A 15372-nucleotide genomic window follows, 5' to 3' on the forward strand; every position below is an offset into this window, starting at 1 on the left:
ATGTCAGAAACAATCAATATTGAACAAGCGGTATTAGATAATCTGCGAATTCTCTCGAATGACAAGCAACAAGAAGTCCTAGATTTTGTTGAGTTTCTTGTAAAAAAAACAATCAATCACCAACAGTTAGACACTGAAGATTCAGATTCTAGTATTTCATCAAATCTCCAACAGCAAAAACGGCTATCTCTCCGAGAAATTGCCCGACTACCTGTAGCAGAACGTCACAAAATACTAAAACCTTTTATCGCCGCCATAGCCGAAGATTTTTTGAATGACCCAGAATTAACAGAGTTTGCCGTTCTAGATGGTGAAGACTGGGAAACCGAGAATGACTAATCGCAAAAAAGGTGAGATTTGGCTAGTGCAACTTGATCCAACTAGAGGACAAGAAATTCAGAAAACTTGCCCTGCTGTTGTAATTAGTTCTGATATATCTATTTCTATACCAGTGCGGATTATTATTCCTGTGGCAACATGGCAACCTAAATTCCAAAATCGCCTTTTCATGATTCCTATCCAGCAAACTAGTGAAAATGGCTTAGACTCAAACTCAGCAGGTAATGTCTTACAAGTTCGTAGTGTAACAACTGAGCGATTTGTCCGATGTTTAGGGAAAGTTTCAACAGCCGTTATGCAAGAATTGCTAGATGGTTTAATTATCTGTATTGATTATGCTGCTGAAACCAACGACTGAAAAAGAGTATCTTTGAGAAAAATACAATTCAGATGCAGCGATCTCTTTGAAACTTCCACTGAAAACAATAGCTGAAATTAAAAGCGATCGCCCCTAAGTTGAATTACATTAACATTAAGAAAATTCTAACTAAGCAGTTATGCAAAATGAACTGACCACTCTAACTTATGAAGTTGAACTACAACCAGGAGAAAAATTCAATCTTCCAGAATCATTACTGGAAAATGTCGGTGCAGGAAGTTGGGTAATTACCATCCAAAAAAAGACACAACTACCTGTAGAAACTGGTACCCATGATAGTTTTTTGAACGGCTACGCACCAGAAGACGAAGGACTTTATGACAATTATTCAAGCCGTTTAAATTAACAGCGATCGCTGCTGAAAAGTACATGGCAAAATAATTCGCGGCTACACGGTTTGTTTGTGTAGCCGCGAATTCTAATCATCTTCTCAGACTATGTAGCAATCTGTGGTACTGATACCTTTACCACCACTTTTTTGCTAAAAGACAGACCATTTTCATTTTTGTCAATGATAATCGTATCTCCAGAGATAAAAGTATTTTCCAATAACTTGGTGGCGAGGGGGTTTTCTACTTCTCGCTGAATTGCCCGTTTGAGTGGACGCGCACCATAAACTGGGTCATAGCCTGATTCGACAAGGTGATCGCAAGCTGCTTGGGATATCTCAAAGAAGATTTTTTGCTCGCGCAGGAGATTTTCTACCCGCTTGAGTTGAATACGGATGATATGCCGCATTTCCGTGCGATTTAGGGTATGGAAGAGAATAATATCATCGACGCGGTTGAGAAATTCGGGGCGGAAATGCGATCGCAAAGCTTCCATTACCCGCTTCCGCATCGTTTCATACTTGGAATCATCACCAGATACATCCAAGATATGTTCGCTACCAATGTTACTGGTCATCACAATAACGGTGTTACGAAAATCTACCGTTCTTCCTTGAGAGTCAGTAATTCTCCCATCATCTAACACCTGCAATAAAATATTGAACACATCGGGGTGCGCCTTTTCCACTTCATCCAGCAGCACCACTGAGTAAGGACGACGGCGAACCGTCTCGGAAAGTTGACCGCCTTCTTCATAGCCTACGTATCCTGGAGGCGCTCCCACGAGGCGAGAAACCGAGTGTTTTTCCATATACTCAGACATATCCAAGCGCACCAAAGCATCATCAGAATCAAAGAGAAACTGAGCTAAAGCACGCGCAAGTTCGGTTTTGCCCACTCCTGTGGGGCCCATGAACAAAAATGAACCAATGGGACGCGAGGGATCTTTCATCCCTGCACGGGCGCGACGGATCGCGGCTGCTACCGCTTCTACAGCTTCTTCTTGCCCAATGACTCGCTGATGCAAATGACTTTCTAGTTGCAGCAATTTTTGCCGTTCCGATTCCAACAAGCGATTGACGGGAATTCCTGTCCATTTGGCGACGATTTCGGCAATATCAGCTTCGGTGACTTGTTCTCGCAGTAACGTGGAACCTTGGTTTTGAATTTCTAAAAGGCTCGCTTCTTTGGCTTCGCGCTCGTGCTGTACTCCTTCCAATTTGCCATACTTCAATTGGGCAGCTTTATTTAAATCATAAGCACGTTCCGCCTGTTCAATTTGCACTCGCAGGGCATCTTCTTCTTTCTTTAAGGCGCTTATCGCCTCCAATATCTGCTTTTCACCTTGCCATTGCTCATTAAATACTTGCTGTTTTTCTGTTAAATCGGCAATTTCTTGCTCAATTCGCTCCAAACGTTCTCTCGTTTGCGGAATGCCTTTCTCTTCGCCAGCTAATGACAGTTTTTCCATTTCTAACTGCATGAGGCGGCGATCAATGGTTTCCAATTCGGCTGGTTTGGAGGTAATCTCCATTTTCAACTGTGCTGCTGCCTCATCCACCAAATCAATGGCTTTATCTGGTAAAAAGCGATCGCTAATATAACGTGCTGACAAAGTTGCTGCTGCTACCAACGCCGAATCAGAAATTTTGACGTTGTGATGCACTTCGTAGCGTTCTTTCAATCCCCGCAGAATGGAAATAGTATTTTCTACAGTTGGCTGATCGACAAATACTTGCTGAAAGCGGCGTTCTAGGGCAGCGTCTTTCTCAATGTGTTTGCGGAATTCGTCGAGGGTAGTCGCACCAATACAACGCAGTTCTCCCCGCGCCAGCATTGGTTTGAGTAAATTTCCGGCATCCATTGCCCCTTGTTGGGTGGAACCTGCACCAACTACGGTATGCAATTCGTCAATAAATAGTACGATGTCACCGTTAGATTCTGTAACTTCCTTGAGGACTGCTTTCAGGCGTTCTTCAAATTCTCCTCGTAATTTTGCCCCAGCAATCAAACTACCGATATCTAAAGAAATGAGTTTGCGATTTTTCAGAGATTCGGGAACATCACCGTTTACCATCCGTTGTGCTAAAGCTTCTGCGATCGCAGTTTTACCTACTCCAGGTTCACCAATCAATACAGGGTTATTTTTGCTACGACGAGACAATACTTGAATTACCCGCCGAATTTCCTCATCCCGTCCAATTACCGGGTCGAGTTTTCCAGATTTTGCCTGTTCTGTCAAATCTCTACCAAACTTTTGTAAGGCTTCATAACGAGATTCTGGGCTTTGATCTGTCACCTTTTGGCTACCGCGAATGGCTTTGATCGCAACTTCTAGTTTAGCTGCATCCGCACTAAAGCCTTTGAGTATCTTTCGTCCAACGCGATCGTCTTCAGCAAAGGCTAAGAGCATGTGTTCTACAGAAATGTAGGAGTCTTTCATCCTGACTCTAGCTTCCTCGGCTCGATCTAGTAAAACATCTAAACTGCGGCTAAGGTAAAGCTGATCGCTTTTACCAACTTTGGGCTGACGTTGGGTAAAGGCTTCTAGCTGCTGTTGGAAGCGGATTGGATCAACCTCAGATTTAGCGAGGATACGTATTGCTAGACTAGTGGGTTCTTCTAACAGGGCAATAATTAAATGTTCAACATCTAGTTGCTGTTGTTGATAAGCACGGACTATATCCTGAGATTTAACAATCGCTTCCCAGGCTTTATCAGTAAATTTATTCGGATCTGTAGGTTGCATCTTTAGAATTTTAGAATTTTGATTTTTAGTTTAGGGATTGCGTGTTGGGGATTGGGGACTGGGTATAGGAAAAACTCTTGCCCAGTCTCTAATTATCCAAACATTCTCAGCGTATATCCGCGTGTATCTCCAGTGGCAATTTTGGATTGGTAATTGGCGATAGTTTAATCCATTACCTATTTTCTAATTTAAAACGAAAACACTGTTCTGAACGGACTTTCTCAAACGGTGCTATTGGAGCGATGTTTACGACGGGCTACGCTTACGTTATTAGTGTTGCTCATCGACGACAGTATGGGCGTAATACTAATAGGATTTACGCCCAGAAGATTCCCTAACCCGCCAAAAAAAGGGGAGGTAAAAAGTGAAAAGTCTCGCGCATTCGGTTAACAGGAGCGCGATACACCTGTCTGCGGAAAAATAAATCTTCCCGTATCTGGTTCAGCTTTTCAAGACATCGGTGTGGATTTTCCTACAGCTTTATTGCCTTTGATAAAGTTTTACTCCGTACTTAGGCAAAAGTAGGAGCGACGGAAACCGCTACTCTTAACTTTGGTGACTCAGCACAACTGAAGCTCAACTCCATCACCTATATTCTTAATTATAAGAATTACTGACTCACAAGTTGCTCTTGTGATTCCTGTTTGGCTGCTGATCCTTGAGTTCCCAATTGAATCAGTTCAAGTTTATACCCATCTGGATCTTCCACAAAAGCAATTACTGTCGAACCATGTTTCATCGGCCCTGGTTCACGGACAACTTTACCACCCTGATTGCGGATTTCCTCACACGTAGCGTAAATATCATCAACGCCAAGGGCAATGTGACCATAAGCATTACCCAATTCGTACTTTTCTACCCCCCAGTTATAGGTTAGTTCGATCACCGAGTTGTCGCTTTCGTCGCCGTAGCCAACAAAAGCTAGGGTAAATTCTCCCCCTGGATAATCTTTTCGGCGTAGTAATTTCATTCCTAGAACTTCACAGTAGAACTTTAAGGACTCTTCAAGGTTGCCTACCCGTAGCATTGTATGCAGTAATCGCATATTGACCTTTTCTTTGTAATTGATTTAGTGTTATTCTCTGCCAATATTTTACCTAGCTGAAAGTCTTCAGGTAAAAATGCATCAGGGAAAAAATTAATTGAAGGAGGCAGAGGGTAATTAAGGGACTTCCAACTAAAAAAATATCCCACCGCGTTTAGGGCAGGGGAGCAGGGAGCAGGGAGCAGGGGGAGGAACAGTCGTATTGAATCCAGAAATTGGGATAATTTATTTTTTGGAGTTCCCTAATTTTCCTTCTGTTTTCTGCCTGGTTGTTGAGCGTACCCCTACGGGGAAGCAAGCTACGCGTAGCGTTTCGTAGAGAAGTCGAAACACTGCCTTCTGCCTTCATTGATAAACATTCCCTTACCCATTTTTGGTGTTGATCCCTATCCATATAATGGAAATCTTCTTTAATCTCAGCCAATAAAGTCTCTTAAACGCCTATGCTAGCGATTGGGTTAGGCAGCTGGACTGTATGCGTAACAGACTCGAACAAAGGATAAAGTACAGATGAGTAAATTTCTAGATACTGCAATTGAAGCGATCGCAGCCCGTGAAATTCTTGATTCACGCGGTAGACCGACAATTGAAGCCGAAGTACATTTAGCTAACGGTGTTGTTGGATTGGCACAGGTTCCCAGCGGTGCATCTACTGGCTCTTTTGAGGCTCATGAACTGCGTGATGGCGATAAAAGCCGTTATGGGGGCAAAGGCGTACTCAAGGCAGTACAAAACGTTAAAGAAACGCTTGCGCCAAAATTGTTAGGCTTAGATGCCCTCAACCAAGAATTGCTAGACCGGACGATGATCGCCATAGATGGTTCTCCCAACAAATCCAGTTTGGGGGCGAATGCGATTTTGGGGGTTTCCCTAGCGGCAGCTAAAGCTGGTGCTGAATCTCTAGATATTCCGCTATATCGCTATTTGGGTGGCCCTTTAGCGAATTTACTCCCAGTGCCGTTAATGAACGTGATTAACGGTGGCGCACACGCCTCAAATAACGTAGATTTTCAAGAGTTTATGATTGTCCCAATTGGCGCAACTTCCTTCCGGGAAGCATTGCGCTGGGGTGCAGAGGTGTTTGCTACCCTCAGTCAGGTGTTAGATGAAAAGGGTTTGCTGACTGGTGTGGGTGATGAAGGCGGTTTTGCCCCTAACCTAGAATCTAATCAGGTGGCTTTAGAATTGCTGGTTGCTGCCATTAAAAAAGCTGGTTACAAGCCAGGGGAAGAAGTAGCTTTGGCTTTGGATGTAGCGGCTAGCGAATTTTACAAGAATGGTCAGTATGTTTACGATGGTAAACCTCACGCCCCGGCTGAGTTTATTGATTATTTAGGGCAACTAGTTGACCAATATCCGATTGTGTCAATTGAAGATGGCTTGCACGAGGAAGATTGGCAAAGTTGGCAATTACTCACCCAGAAGTTAGGTTCGCGGGTGCAGTTGGTAGGGGATGACTTATTTGTAACTAACGCCACTCGCTTGCAAAGAGGCATCCAAGAAAAAGCCGCTAATGCCATTCTGATAAAACTCAATCAAATTGGTTCTCTCACCGAAACCTTGGAAACGATTGATTTAGCAACTCGTAACAGCATCCGTTCAGTAATTAGCCATCGTTCTGGTGAAACAGAAGACACAACGATCGCTGATTTAGCCGTAGCCACCCGTGCCGGTCAAATCAAAACAGGTTCCCTCTGCCGCAGCGAACGGGTAGCAAAATATAATCGCTTGCTGCGAATTGAAGATGAACTAGGCGATCGCGCCGTTTATGCTGGTGCTGTAGGTTTAGGGCCTAAGTAGGGAATAGGGAATAAGGGAATAGGGAATAGGGAATAGTTTTCCTGTCCCCTGTACCCTGCCCCCTAATCATGGATAAAACCCCAACTTGGGCAACCCTAAGGTTTCATCCCAGTCCATCATCAGGTTTAGGCACTGAATCGCTTGGCCCGCCTGTCCTTTAATTAAGTTGTCAATTGCTGACATGACAATCACGCGACCTGTGCGCGGGTCAACTTCTACACCGATGTAACAAAGATTGCTGCCGTTAGCCCACTTGGTTTGAGGGTAAACGCCACTACCGCAGACTTTCACCCAAGGGGAGTTGCGGTAAAAGGCTGAGAAAATTGTGATTAAGTCATCTCGCACTAAACCAGGATCGCTCATTTTGGCATATACCGTTGCCAAAATACCGCGCACCATTGGGATAAGGTGGGGTGTAAATTGGATCATCAGTTCGTGACCAGCTAAGTCACTGCAAATTTGCTCAATTTCTGGGGTATGACGGTGACGGCCAATATTGTAAGCTGCTATAGAGTTGTCTGCTTCAGCTAGCAATAAGTTGGTTTGAGGTTGCCGTCCACTGCTAGATGTACCAGATTTGGCATCAATAATAGCTGTTTCTGGCACGATTAAGCCTTGCTTTAAGAGTGGCGAAAGTGCAAGGAGACTAGCAGTGGGATAAGAACCGGGACAGCCAATTAGTTGAGCTTCGGCAATGCGATCGCGATAAAGTTCTGGTAATCCATAAACTGCTGTAGCTGCAATTGTGCGATCGCTTCTCTCAATCCCATACCAATTTGTATAAGTTGTCAAATCGCTGAACCGATAATCTGCACTCAAATCTATTACTTTACATCCTTTTTCCAAAAGTTTAGGCGCGATTTGGCAAGCCAGACCATTTGGTAAAGACAAGAAAACTACTTCACAGCGTTGAGCAATTATTTCTGGTTCTACCGCCTCTATTGGCAGGTTAGCTGCATGAGCCAAATGCGGGTACAAATCTCCAAAGGATTTCCCAATACTACTCTGGCAGCCTAAATAAACCAGCTCTACTTCTGGATGATCCATCAGTAGTCGTACTAACTGTACTCCGCCATAGCCCGACGCGCCAACAATCCCAACGGGTACGCGTCTAAATTTGCCCATGATCTGAAATCCTTATCCCATGAATGGTGAATTCGTTATCAGCTATCAACAATATCAGCGACTAGACGCACAGCATACAAAACAGATGAAACCCCTCTACTTTTTTCAAACGCCGAGAAGGAGTGACGCGGTAAAATTGTCAAATATTTTATTTGTCTCTCTTGTCTCCCTTTTCTCCCTGGTCGTTGCACTTTATTACTAAACCCCAATTTTAGGGGCAGAAATTGTTGCCGCGTTATCAAATCATTGCTAGTCTACTTCTCTGCCTTATAAAGGAGCTACAATCTAAAATAAGAAATTGTAAAAAATATTTACGTTGGTAGCTGGAAATCTTTCTGTGTCACAGCCTAATACTAACCAAGCTTTTAAATTTGATTCGATTGATGCCGCGTTAGCAGACCTAAAAGCTGGTCGCGTCATCGTAGTGGTAGATGATGAAAATAGAGAAAATGAAGGCGACTTAATTTGTGCTGCCCAATTCGCCACACCTGACATGATTAATTTCATGGCGGTAGAAGCTAGAGGGCTGATTTGTTTGGCAATGACAGGCGATCGCTTAGACGAGCTAGACTTACCTTTGATGGTAAGCAACATTACAGATACTAACCAAACTGCCTTTACTGTTAGCATTGATGCTGGCCCAGAATTGGGTGTAACCACTGGCATCTCAGCAGAAGACCGCGCCCGCACTATTCAGGTTACTCTTAATCCAGGCACAAAGCCTACAGATTTACGTCGTCCTGGTCATATTTTTCCCATTCGGGCTAAAGCTGGTGGCGTACTCAAACGCGCAGGACATACGGAAGCGGCTGTGGACTTAGCCCGACTAGCAGGACTATACCCAGCAGGAGTAATTTGTGAAATTCAAAACTCCGATGGTTCAATGGCGCGGTTGCAGCAGTTAGTCGAATACGCAAAACGTCATAATTTAAAAATCATTAGTATTGCGGATTTAATCAGTTATCGCCTACAGCACGATCGCCTCGTGTATCGTGAGGTGATTACCAAGCTGCCTAGTCAATTTGGTCAGTTTGAAATTTACGCCTACCGCCACACTCTTGACAATACAGAACACGTCGCAATTGTCAAGGGCGATCCAGCTAACTTCAAAGATGAGCCAGTAATGGTGCGGATGCACTCAGAATGCTTAACTGGTGACGCTTTGGGTTCTTTGCGCTGCGACTGTAGAATGCAGCTTGTAGCTGCACTGAAAATGATTGAGTCTGCTGGTCAAGGTGTAGTTGTATACCTGCGGCAAGAAGGACGGGGAATCGGCTTGATTAACAAGCTGAAAGCCTACTCGTTGCAGGATATGGGACTGGATACAGTAGAAGCAAATGAGCGTTTGGGATTTCCTGCTGATTTGCGAGACTACGGCATGGGCGCACAAATGCTCATGGACTTGGGCATCAAAAAGATTCGTTTGATTACCAATAATCCCCGTAAAATTGCTGGAGTCAAGGGCTATGGGTTGGAAGTAGTTGATCGCGTGCCATTGTTAATTGAAGCAACCGACTACAATTCTTATTACCTGGCGACAAAAGCGCAAAAGCTGGGTCATATGCTGTTACAGACTTATCTGGTAACAGTAGCAATTCATTGGCAAGATGACCCGGAAGCTGTGACAGAACGTTATGAACGCTTAGAGAAACTGCGACACTTAGCGAAAACTAATGATTTATTATTGCAGGAAGAAGCGCGTCCATTAGCGATCGCTATATTTGATGAGCCATCTTTAACAGTACACTTGGGTTTTGATCAAGCAAAAGTTGCTAGCTCTGATTGGTATCAACAAAGTGGTCATCCTTATATACAGGCTATCTTCCAAATTCTGGATAACCTAGCAACCTTGCCATACATCCAGAAACTAGAGTTTCTGATTTCCTCTGGTTCCGATCCCTTGAGTAATTTACAAGTCCAACTAGATCGGCAAACATTCTCTGGTGGTACACTGCCTTCATCGATTAGCGATCGCTTAGAAAAGCAGCAAATATATAGCTTTAGCAAATAGCTTGTCTCAATAAATTTTGTCGGGTGTGTTATCGCGTAGCGTAACGCACCTTACAAATAAATTATTTGCTGACTCGATAAATTGGTCTGACCTGACGATAAGTATTAAGTAAGTCTAGAAATTTATTACCATCAAAATTGATCGGGTCAACTTTTTTACTAGAGCGGTCTACTAGCTTGTGGGTAGTGATGCGCTCGTCTGGAACTTGACTTTGAGCAATTAACCAAGCAAGAGAATTATATTGCGCTTCCGTGTAACCGCTATGGGTTTGTTGGTTGGTAGCGTCATAACCATCTGGGGGTGTTTCCAAAGAAACGTGATAAGCAAAATTATTCACAGACGGGGGTAAATTTGGATTAGTCTTTACAGTTTCCACTCCATCAGGACTATCAAATACTGAGTTAGCTGCACCAAAAGCCCGCTTTTCTGGTGGTACTAGATAAACTACTGTTCCGTCTAACTTAATTAGAGTGTGGTAACTTGCTTGCACATTTTCATCGTCATGGGCTACTTGAAAGAAATTAATCGCGCTGGAAGCAGAATAACCAGTTTCATGGAGGACGATAATTGGTTGGTTATTGAGAGGAAGGCCGTTAACATCTTGGGCGTACCGTTCTCCATAATTAGTTGGGTTAACTGAGACAACTTCATAATTAGGTCTGTACTGTGCAAAAGCTTGAGTGGTTACGTACCTTGCTACAGGCTTGTTAGTCTTGGCTGAGGACTTGATAACATCTTGAGATTTTTTTTCTGGCTCTTTTGCTGATTGGAATTGTGCCTGGGGATATTGACTCCAGGCTGTAACCTGTGGATTGGATATATGAGATGTTGCCAGATTATTTTGTAATTTCGTCGCTCGTCCAATTAGCAGCACTACAATTAGAGCCATGAACATCAGCGAGATTAGTAGCACCCTAGTCGCCCAGTCTTGAAACCTCATTTTTCTAATACACGTAAAACGGTAGATATAAACTTGTAGCTAAACTGGCGTATCCTTAGTAGAAAAGCACTTCTGTACGCTTCTACCGCAGATGATATCCAAACGAGAATCGCTATAATACCTTAATTCTAGTCAAATATACGTTACCAGTATATGTTGGAATGCTATGTAATTGTTTTAAATGCTTCCTCTGTGTAGAAAGCTATTTCAATGCTATCAAAACCATCACTAGGAAATTTTAAATAAAAAAATGCTCAACTACTGATTGTGGGGTAGGCAAAACGCCCACCCCACGATATTAAAAATTTATTTCCCCAAGCTTACAAGCCCATAGAGTATAAAATTACGCGATCATGTAGTCTGTCAGGCAAAATATGCTTCAGCACAGCTCCAATTTTGGCATCTTGTCCAACAAGATAGCGTGTCTTTGGCTGCTTTGCAGTGAGCGCATGGAGAACAGCCTGAGCGACAATATCCGCAGAAATTCCGTTAGATGCGAGAATCTGCATTTTCTTGCGTACAATATTCATCGCTTGACCATAGAGATTTTGTGCCGTTTGCGGTAAATCCTGCTGTGCTACTTCAGATTGACTAAGGGACTTTTCCCAAATTGGGGTAGCGATGGAACCAGGTTCAATAATTGAAACCGAGATTCCCCAAGGTCGTAATTCCATCCGCATCACATCAGTTAGTGCTTCCAAGGCAAATTTTGACGCATTGTAAGCTCCCAGGAACGGTGTAGGGCTTCTACCGGCAATCGAACCCATATTGACAATTCGACCCCGATCTTGGCGTAATAGACCAAGGAATGCTTGTGTCACTGCTAATTGTCCGGTGACGTTAACTAGCATTTGGTGTTGAAATTCTGCGATCGCTAATAATTCTAAGGGGCCTGGGATAGCAATTCCAGCATTATTTACTAAACCTAAAATTCCACCACCACCGACTGCATTTGTTACCTTATCAACCGCAGATGCGATCGATTCAGCGTCAGTAACATCTAAAAAAATCGGAATGAGCCTTTGTGATCCTTTCTGTTTAAGTGTTTGAGCATCACTATCTTGACGCACGCCAGCAAAAACAGAGAAGCCCAACTGGTCTAAAAGCAAAGCACACGCTTGACCAATTCCTGTTGATGCTCCTGTAACCACTACTGTACGTTGATTTCCTGCAACCATTAACTCTCTCCGTACTATGATGGAATTGCTGTAATTACAAATTAGTCTGAATAAGCACGCTACAGGGGAGAAAAACCACGCCCTGAAGTGGTAAAGTTTCAACCAAGGAAGAATAAGAGCAGAAGTGCTTTCACCCACAAAAGGTTTGTACCTTTCTTTTCCCCTGCCCCCTGCCTTTTATTAATCTCTGCAAGTACCAGCGCGAAGGCAATCTTCCGTTTGGTCATCTCTAGCCGACATTTGCCACGGAAATTTGTCTAACTGAGAATTTGTGCTGTAAACCACTAGAGCAGTTATTATGGAAAGCTGGTTTTCAACAATTGACACGTCACTACTACAAGTACTGCTTAGTTGAGCATTGTATAAATAAACAGGCAATGCCATTAATCCAATGCAAATTCTCCGATTCATAAAACCTCAGCAAAAAATTTCCGATTGCGCTATGTATAGATACCACCTTGATGAACCGGATTTTCAAAACTGAGTATTATATGTTGATGTTGTGTCAATTTACTCAGCGCTAGTAGCCGCAGAGACGTTATTTCTAAATTATCGGTTCCACCTTTTTTGGTTAAGCATTGCCTACAATATGGCTTCCTACTAACTTATGCAGACGCAACCCCAAAAAACAGGATAAAAAACCCACAGCACTCAAAAACATATCTTGCTAACTGCATTCCCCGGATAAAATAGTTAACAAATGTTGCCTACTAACTGACTCATGACGCCTTCACAAGACGTAGATACTCTAAACGTTCCGAACATCGATCCAGAAGGATATGGCAACTCAGACACCAATCCTCTTGATGAGTTGCCAGGTGAAGTTGAAATGTCCCTTTTCGACCACCTAGAAGAGTTGCGACAGCGCATTTTTTATTCTCTGATTGCCGTAGCGGTGGGTATTATTGGCTGTTTCTTTGCCGTTAAGCCCATTGTCCAACTACTTGAGGTTCCCGCACAAGGAGTAAAATTTCTCCAACTTGCACCCGGAGAGTATTTCTTTGTCTCCGTCAAAGTTGCAGCCTACACTGGTATCATACTTACTAGTCCTTTTATTCTTTACCAAATTATCCAATTTGTGCTTCCAGGACTGACTCGCCGTGAACGCCGGATAGTGGGGCCTGTGGTTTTGGGTTCGAGTGTGCTGTTTGGAGCGGGGTTAGTATTTGCCTATTTACTGCTGATTCCCGCAGCTTTGAATTTTTTCATCAGCTACGGAGCAGATGTTGTTGAACAAATTTGGTCAATTGATAAATATTTTGAATTTGTGCTGCTACTGTTATTCAGCACTGGTTTAGCATTTCAAATTCCGATTATCCAACTGTTGCTCGGTAATTTGAACATTGTCTCATCTCAACGAATGGTTTCTGGTTGGCGTTACGTGATTATGGGAGCAGTCGTTTTAGGAGCCGTGCTTACACCTTCTACTGACCCCTTAACTCAAAGTCTTTTAGCGGGAGCAGTTTTAGGGCTTTATTTTGGTGGTGTTGGACTGGTGAAGCTCACAGGTAAATAACATAGGGAATAGGTAAAATTATTAACTAATTACTAATTATTCCTTAACCCTTGTTCGCGTAAGAGGGTATCAGACCATAAAGCATCTTCTGGTTTTAGGGGTGGTACTGGTTCTTTATTATAATCAATTGCTAAGTAATATCTGGCACGATTGTATATACCATGCAATAAAGATTGCAAATCTACAATCGCTTCTGTATCTTCTGACTGTAACGGTAATGGAAATACAGGAATCGTTTCTCTGACGCTAAATCCGTATAATTTAGCTTGAGGACGTGTTTCACTTCTGCTAACAATAATTTGATAATCTGTTACAGGCACTTCCCCTAAAATTGACATGGCTTTTCCACTTCTGAGCAAATCAATTTCGACTAAGTGAGAAAGACTAGCTAAAACTTGTTTGCGTTTCAGTTCATAGGCTTTTCTCCCTTCGCCTGGGCGTTTATTTTTAGGAGATAAAACTTCGATAGAAGTTACCACAAAACCTGTAAAAACTTCTCGAATTTCTAAGTAATTCTCCGTAATATGTTCAGGTAACGGTATCATGACCGTAATGCCTTCTGATGTTTCTGTTTGGGTAGTAGTTGATGAGTATTGCTGCGGTGATTTGTGTTAAGAAAAAATAGAAACATCAGGTATACCAACTAATACAGAATCTGAGTCATCACTTAAATAAGTACGTTGTTCAATTGCAACTCGATAGTGTGGGGGAATATTTTCTTCAATAGTATCTGCTATAGCTGTAATGAATCGATGATGTAATTCTGAGCAAAACACAGGATTTTCTAAATAAGGATTCATTCCGGGAAATGGAGAATTCATAGTTTTACTATCCTGAAATGACGGATTAGAATGATTCTAAATTAAGGAAGAAAAACTTGGTCATAATATCCATTCCGAAGAACGTTCACCCAAATCTAGAGGAATGCTAACAGCTTTGCCGAGCCTGGGGCGATCGCGTGTTTGGGTGATAAATGTTTGTACTTGTGTTGACCCACCCAAGGCATGAAGATAATTAGCAATGCTATCAAGATGCTCTTGGTACTCTGTCTCGCTCAAGGGAAAAGAAGCTTGCTCCAAGTATTTCCACATTACTTGCAAAAATATCTTTCCCTGTGCTCGCCGGAACTGGACATCGTAAGAGTATCCCCATTTATCAAGCAACATCTGACGTAATTCCTGTCCTGTCATAGCTTTTCTCAATCAGATTTTACATTTAGTTATGATGTTAAGTTCCGTGACTCCAGTATGATAAGGATATAAAGAAATGTAATGCTAACAGAAAAGATGCTTTTTATATCTTGCAACAAAGAAGTATGGCATCGTTGTGAGCGCTAGCATTTCGACTTAGACAAGAGTTCCTCAAGTATTAGTACTTTTGTCAAAATGCTTAACAAAATACACAAAGAGCGCGTAGATTATGGCTCAATTTTCTGAATCAGCAGACGTGCCCGATATGGGGCGTCGTCAGTTCATGAATCTGCTCACTTTTGGGACTGTCACTGGAGTAGCTCTGGGTGCATTGTATCCCGTTGTCAACTACTTTATTCCACCTGCAACTGGTGGTGCTGGTGGCGGTGTAACGGCAAAAGACGAGCTAGGTAACGATGTTAGCGTCGCTAAATTTCTAGAAAACCGGAATGCAGGCGATCGCAACCTAGTCCAAGGGCTAAAGGGAGATCCTACCTATATTGTGGTAGACAGCAAAGAAGCGATCAAAGATTATGGCATTAACGCCATCTGCACCCACTTAGGTTGTGTCGTCCCCTGGAACGTTGCAGAGAACAAGTTTAAGTGTCCTTGTCATGGTTCTCAGTATGACGAAACTGGTAAGGTTGTTCGTGGCCCAGCGCCCCTGTCTTTACCTTTAGCTCATACCAATGTAGCCGACGACAAAATCGTTTTGACCCCTTGGACTGAAACCGATTTCCGCACCGGTGATGCAGCTTGGTGGGCTTAATA

General features: G+C 42.9%; 14 protein-coding genes and 1 pseudogene. 7 read left to right on the top strand and 8 right to left on the bottom strand.

Translation table 11 applies throughout. From position 1 onward, the window contains the following. From H6G26_RS08595 to H6G26_RS08605, 3 genes are all read left to right on the top strand, one after another. The gene (locus H6G26_RS08595) at positions 1 to 339 is read left to right on the top strand and encodes a DUF2281 domain-containing protein (protein WP_190728851.1); all 339 of its coding nucleotides are present in this window, start codon (positions 1 to 3) and stop codon (positions 337 to 339) included. Next, entirely contained in the window at positions 332 to 697 is a 366-nt protein-coding gene (locus H6G26_RS08600; protein WP_190728852.1) for a type II toxin-antitoxin system PemK/MazF family toxin, read from the top strand. The genes H6G26_RS08595 and H6G26_RS08600 overlap by 8 nt, the downstream gene beginning before the upstream one ends. Before the next feature lie 139 nt (positions 698 to 836). Further along, positions 837 to 1064 carry a hypothetical protein gene (locus H6G26_RS08605; protein WP_190728853.1) on the top strand — a complete coding sequence of 76 codons (228 nt, stop codon included), beginning with the start codon at positions 837 to 839 and terminating at the stop codon, positions 1062 to 1064. Positions 1065 to 1153: 89 nt separating this feature from the next. On the opposite strand, the gene clpB is transcribed toward H6G26_RS08605, so the two are convergent. Together clpB and gloA are read right to left on the bottom strand one after the other, a co-directional pair. Further along, the gene (clpB, locus tag H6G26_RS08610) at positions 1154 to 3796 is read right to left on the bottom strand and encodes an ATP-dependent chaperone ClpB (RefSeq protein ID WP_190728854.1); all 2643 of its coding nucleotides are present in this window, start codon (positions 3794 to 3796) and stop codon (positions 1154 to 1156) included. A 610-nt stretch (positions 3797 to 4406) separates the two neighbouring features. Next, positions 4407 to 4841 (bottom strand): lactoylglutathione lyase, encoded by a 435-nt coding sequence (gene gloA, locus H6G26_RS08615; RefSeq protein ID WP_190728855.1) that lies wholly within the window; start codon positions 4839 to 4841, stop codon positions 4407 to 4409. A 510-nt stretch (positions 4842 to 5351) separates the two neighbouring features. Between gloA and eno the strand changes: the two genes are divergently transcribed. Continuing rightward, a complete protein-coding gene (gene eno, locus H6G26_RS08620; protein WP_190728856.1) occupies positions 5352 to 6641 on the top strand; it encodes a phosphopyruvate hydratase in 1290 nt (429 codons plus the stop codon). 66 nt (positions 6642 to 6707) lie between these two features. Here the strand turns inward: eno and argC are convergent, their stop codons facing one another. Next, a complete protein-coding gene (gene argC, locus H6G26_RS08625; RefSeq protein WP_190728857.1) occupies positions 6708 to 7766 on the bottom strand; it encodes an N-acetyl-gamma-glutamyl-phosphate reductase in 1059 nt (352 codons plus the stop codon). 337 nt (positions 7767 to 8103) lie between these two features. Here argC and ribBA point away from each other — a divergent pair, with 337 nt between their 5' ends. Further along, positions 8104 to 9777, top strand: a complete 1674-nt coding sequence (gene ribBA, locus H6G26_RS08630; protein ID WP_190728858.1) for a bifunctional 3,4-dihydroxy-2-butanone-4-phosphate synthase/GTP cyclohydrolase II — start codon at positions 8104 to 8106, stop codon at positions 9775 to 9777. Between the two features lie 61 nt (positions 9778 to 9838). Here the strand turns inward: ribBA and H6G26_RS08635 are convergent, their stop codons facing one another. The 3 genes from H6G26_RS08635 to H6G26_RS08645 all read right to left on the bottom strand — a co-directional run bounded on the left by H6G26_RS08635 (position 9839) and on the right by H6G26_RS08645 (position 12306). Further along, on the bottom strand, positions 9839 to 10717 hold the full coding sequence (locus tag H6G26_RS08635) for a peptidoglycan recognition family protein (protein WP_190728859.1): 879 nt from the start codon (positions 10715 to 10717) through the stop codon (positions 9839 to 9841). A gap of 320 nt (positions 10718 to 11037) precedes the next feature. Next, complete coding sequence (locus H6G26_RS08640) at positions 11038 to 11895, bottom strand: SDR family oxidoreductase (protein WP_190728860.1); 858 nt, start codon at positions 11893 to 11895, stop codon at positions 11038 to 11040. Positions 11896 to 12075: 180 nt separating this feature from the next. Then, entirely contained in the window at positions 12076 to 12306 is a 231-nt protein-coding gene (locus H6G26_RS08645; RefSeq protein WP_190728861.1) for a hypothetical protein, read from the bottom strand. 310 nt (positions 12307 to 12616) lie between these two features. On the opposite strand from H6G26_RS08645, the gene tatC reads away from it, so the two are divergent. Next, positions 12617 to 13411 (top strand): twin-arginine translocase subunit TatC, encoded by a 795-nt coding sequence (gene tatC, locus H6G26_RS08650; protein WP_190728862.1) that lies wholly within the window; start codon positions 12617 to 12619, stop codon positions 13409 to 13411. Between the two features lie 32 nt (positions 13412 to 13443). On the opposite strand, the pseudogene H6G26_RS08655 reads toward tatC, so the two are convergent. Then, positions 13444 to 14232, bottom strand: a pseudogene (locus H6G26_RS08655) (DUF4058 family protein). 60 nt (positions 14233 to 14292) lie between these two features. Further along, positions 14293 to 14601: a DUF3067 family protein gene (locus H6G26_RS08660; protein WP_190728863.1), complete on the bottom strand. Its 309-nt coding sequence runs from the start codon at positions 14599 to 14601 to the stop codon at positions 14293 to 14295. Positions 14602 to 14830: 229 nt separating this feature from the next. Between H6G26_RS08660 and petC the strand changes: the two genes are divergently transcribed. Further along, positions 14831 to 15370, top strand: coding sequence for a cytochrome b6-f complex iron-sulfur subunit (gene petC, locus H6G26_RS08665; RefSeq protein ID WP_190728864.1), 540 nt, complete (start codon positions 14831 to 14833; stop codon positions 15368 to 15370). Positions 15371 to 15372 lie beyond the last annotated feature (2 nt).

The organism is Nostoc sp. FACHB-888, assembly GCF_014696655.1.
Lineage (GTDB): Bacteria > Cyanobacteriota > Cyanobacteriia > Cyanobacteriales > Nostocaceae > Nostoc.

Bases quoted from the DNA above. Each gene is read 5' to 3' on its own strand.
- petC (WP_190728864.1), top strand. From the start codon at position 14,831: ATGGCTCAATTTTCTGAATCAGCAGACGTGCCCGATATGGGGCGTCGT.
- eno (WP_190728856.1), top strand. From the start codon at position 5,352: ATGAGTAAATTTCTAGATACTGCAATTGAAGCGATCGCAGCCCGTGAA.
- argC (WP_190728857.1), bottom strand. From the start codon at position 7,766: ATGGGCAAATTTAGACGCGTACCCGTTGGGATTGTTGGCGCGTCGGGC.
- H6G26_RS08605 (WP_190728853.1), top strand. From the start codon at position 837: ATGCAAAATGAACTGACCACTCTAACTTATGAAGTTGAACTACAACCA.
- tatC (WP_190728862.1), top strand. From the start codon at position 12,617: ATGACGCCTTCACAAGACGTAGATACTCTAAACGTTCCGAACATCGAT.
- H6G26_RS08600 (WP_190728852.1), top strand. From the start codon at position 332: ATGACTAATCGCAAAAAAGGTGAGATTTGGCTAGTGCAACTTGATCCA.
- clpB (WP_190728854.1), bottom strand. From the start codon at position 3,796: ATGCAACCTACAGATCCGAATAAATTTACTGATAAAGCCTGGGAAGCG.
- gloA (WP_190728855.1), bottom strand. From the start codon at position 4,841: ATGCGATTACTGCATACAATGCTACGGGTAGGCAACCTTGAAGAGTCC.
- H6G26_RS08660 (WP_190728863.1), bottom strand. From the start codon at position 14,601: ATGACAGGACAGGAATTACGTCAGATGTTGCTTGATAAATGGGGATAC.
- H6G26_RS08635 (WP_190728859.1), bottom strand. From the start codon at position 10,717: ATGAGGTTTCAAGACTGGGCGACTAGGGTGCTACTAATCTCGCTGATG.
- H6G26_RS08640 (WP_190728860.1), bottom strand. From the start codon at position 11,895: ATGGTTGCAGGAAATCAACGTACAGTAGTGGTTACAGGAGCATCAACA.
- H6G26_RS08645 (WP_190728861.1), bottom strand. From the start codon at position 12,306: ATGAATCGGAGAATTTGCATTGGATTAATGGCATTGCCTGTTTATTTA.
- H6G26_RS08595 (WP_190728851.1), top strand. From the start codon at position 1: ATGTCAGAAACAATCAATATTGAACAAGCGGTATTAGATAATCTGCGA.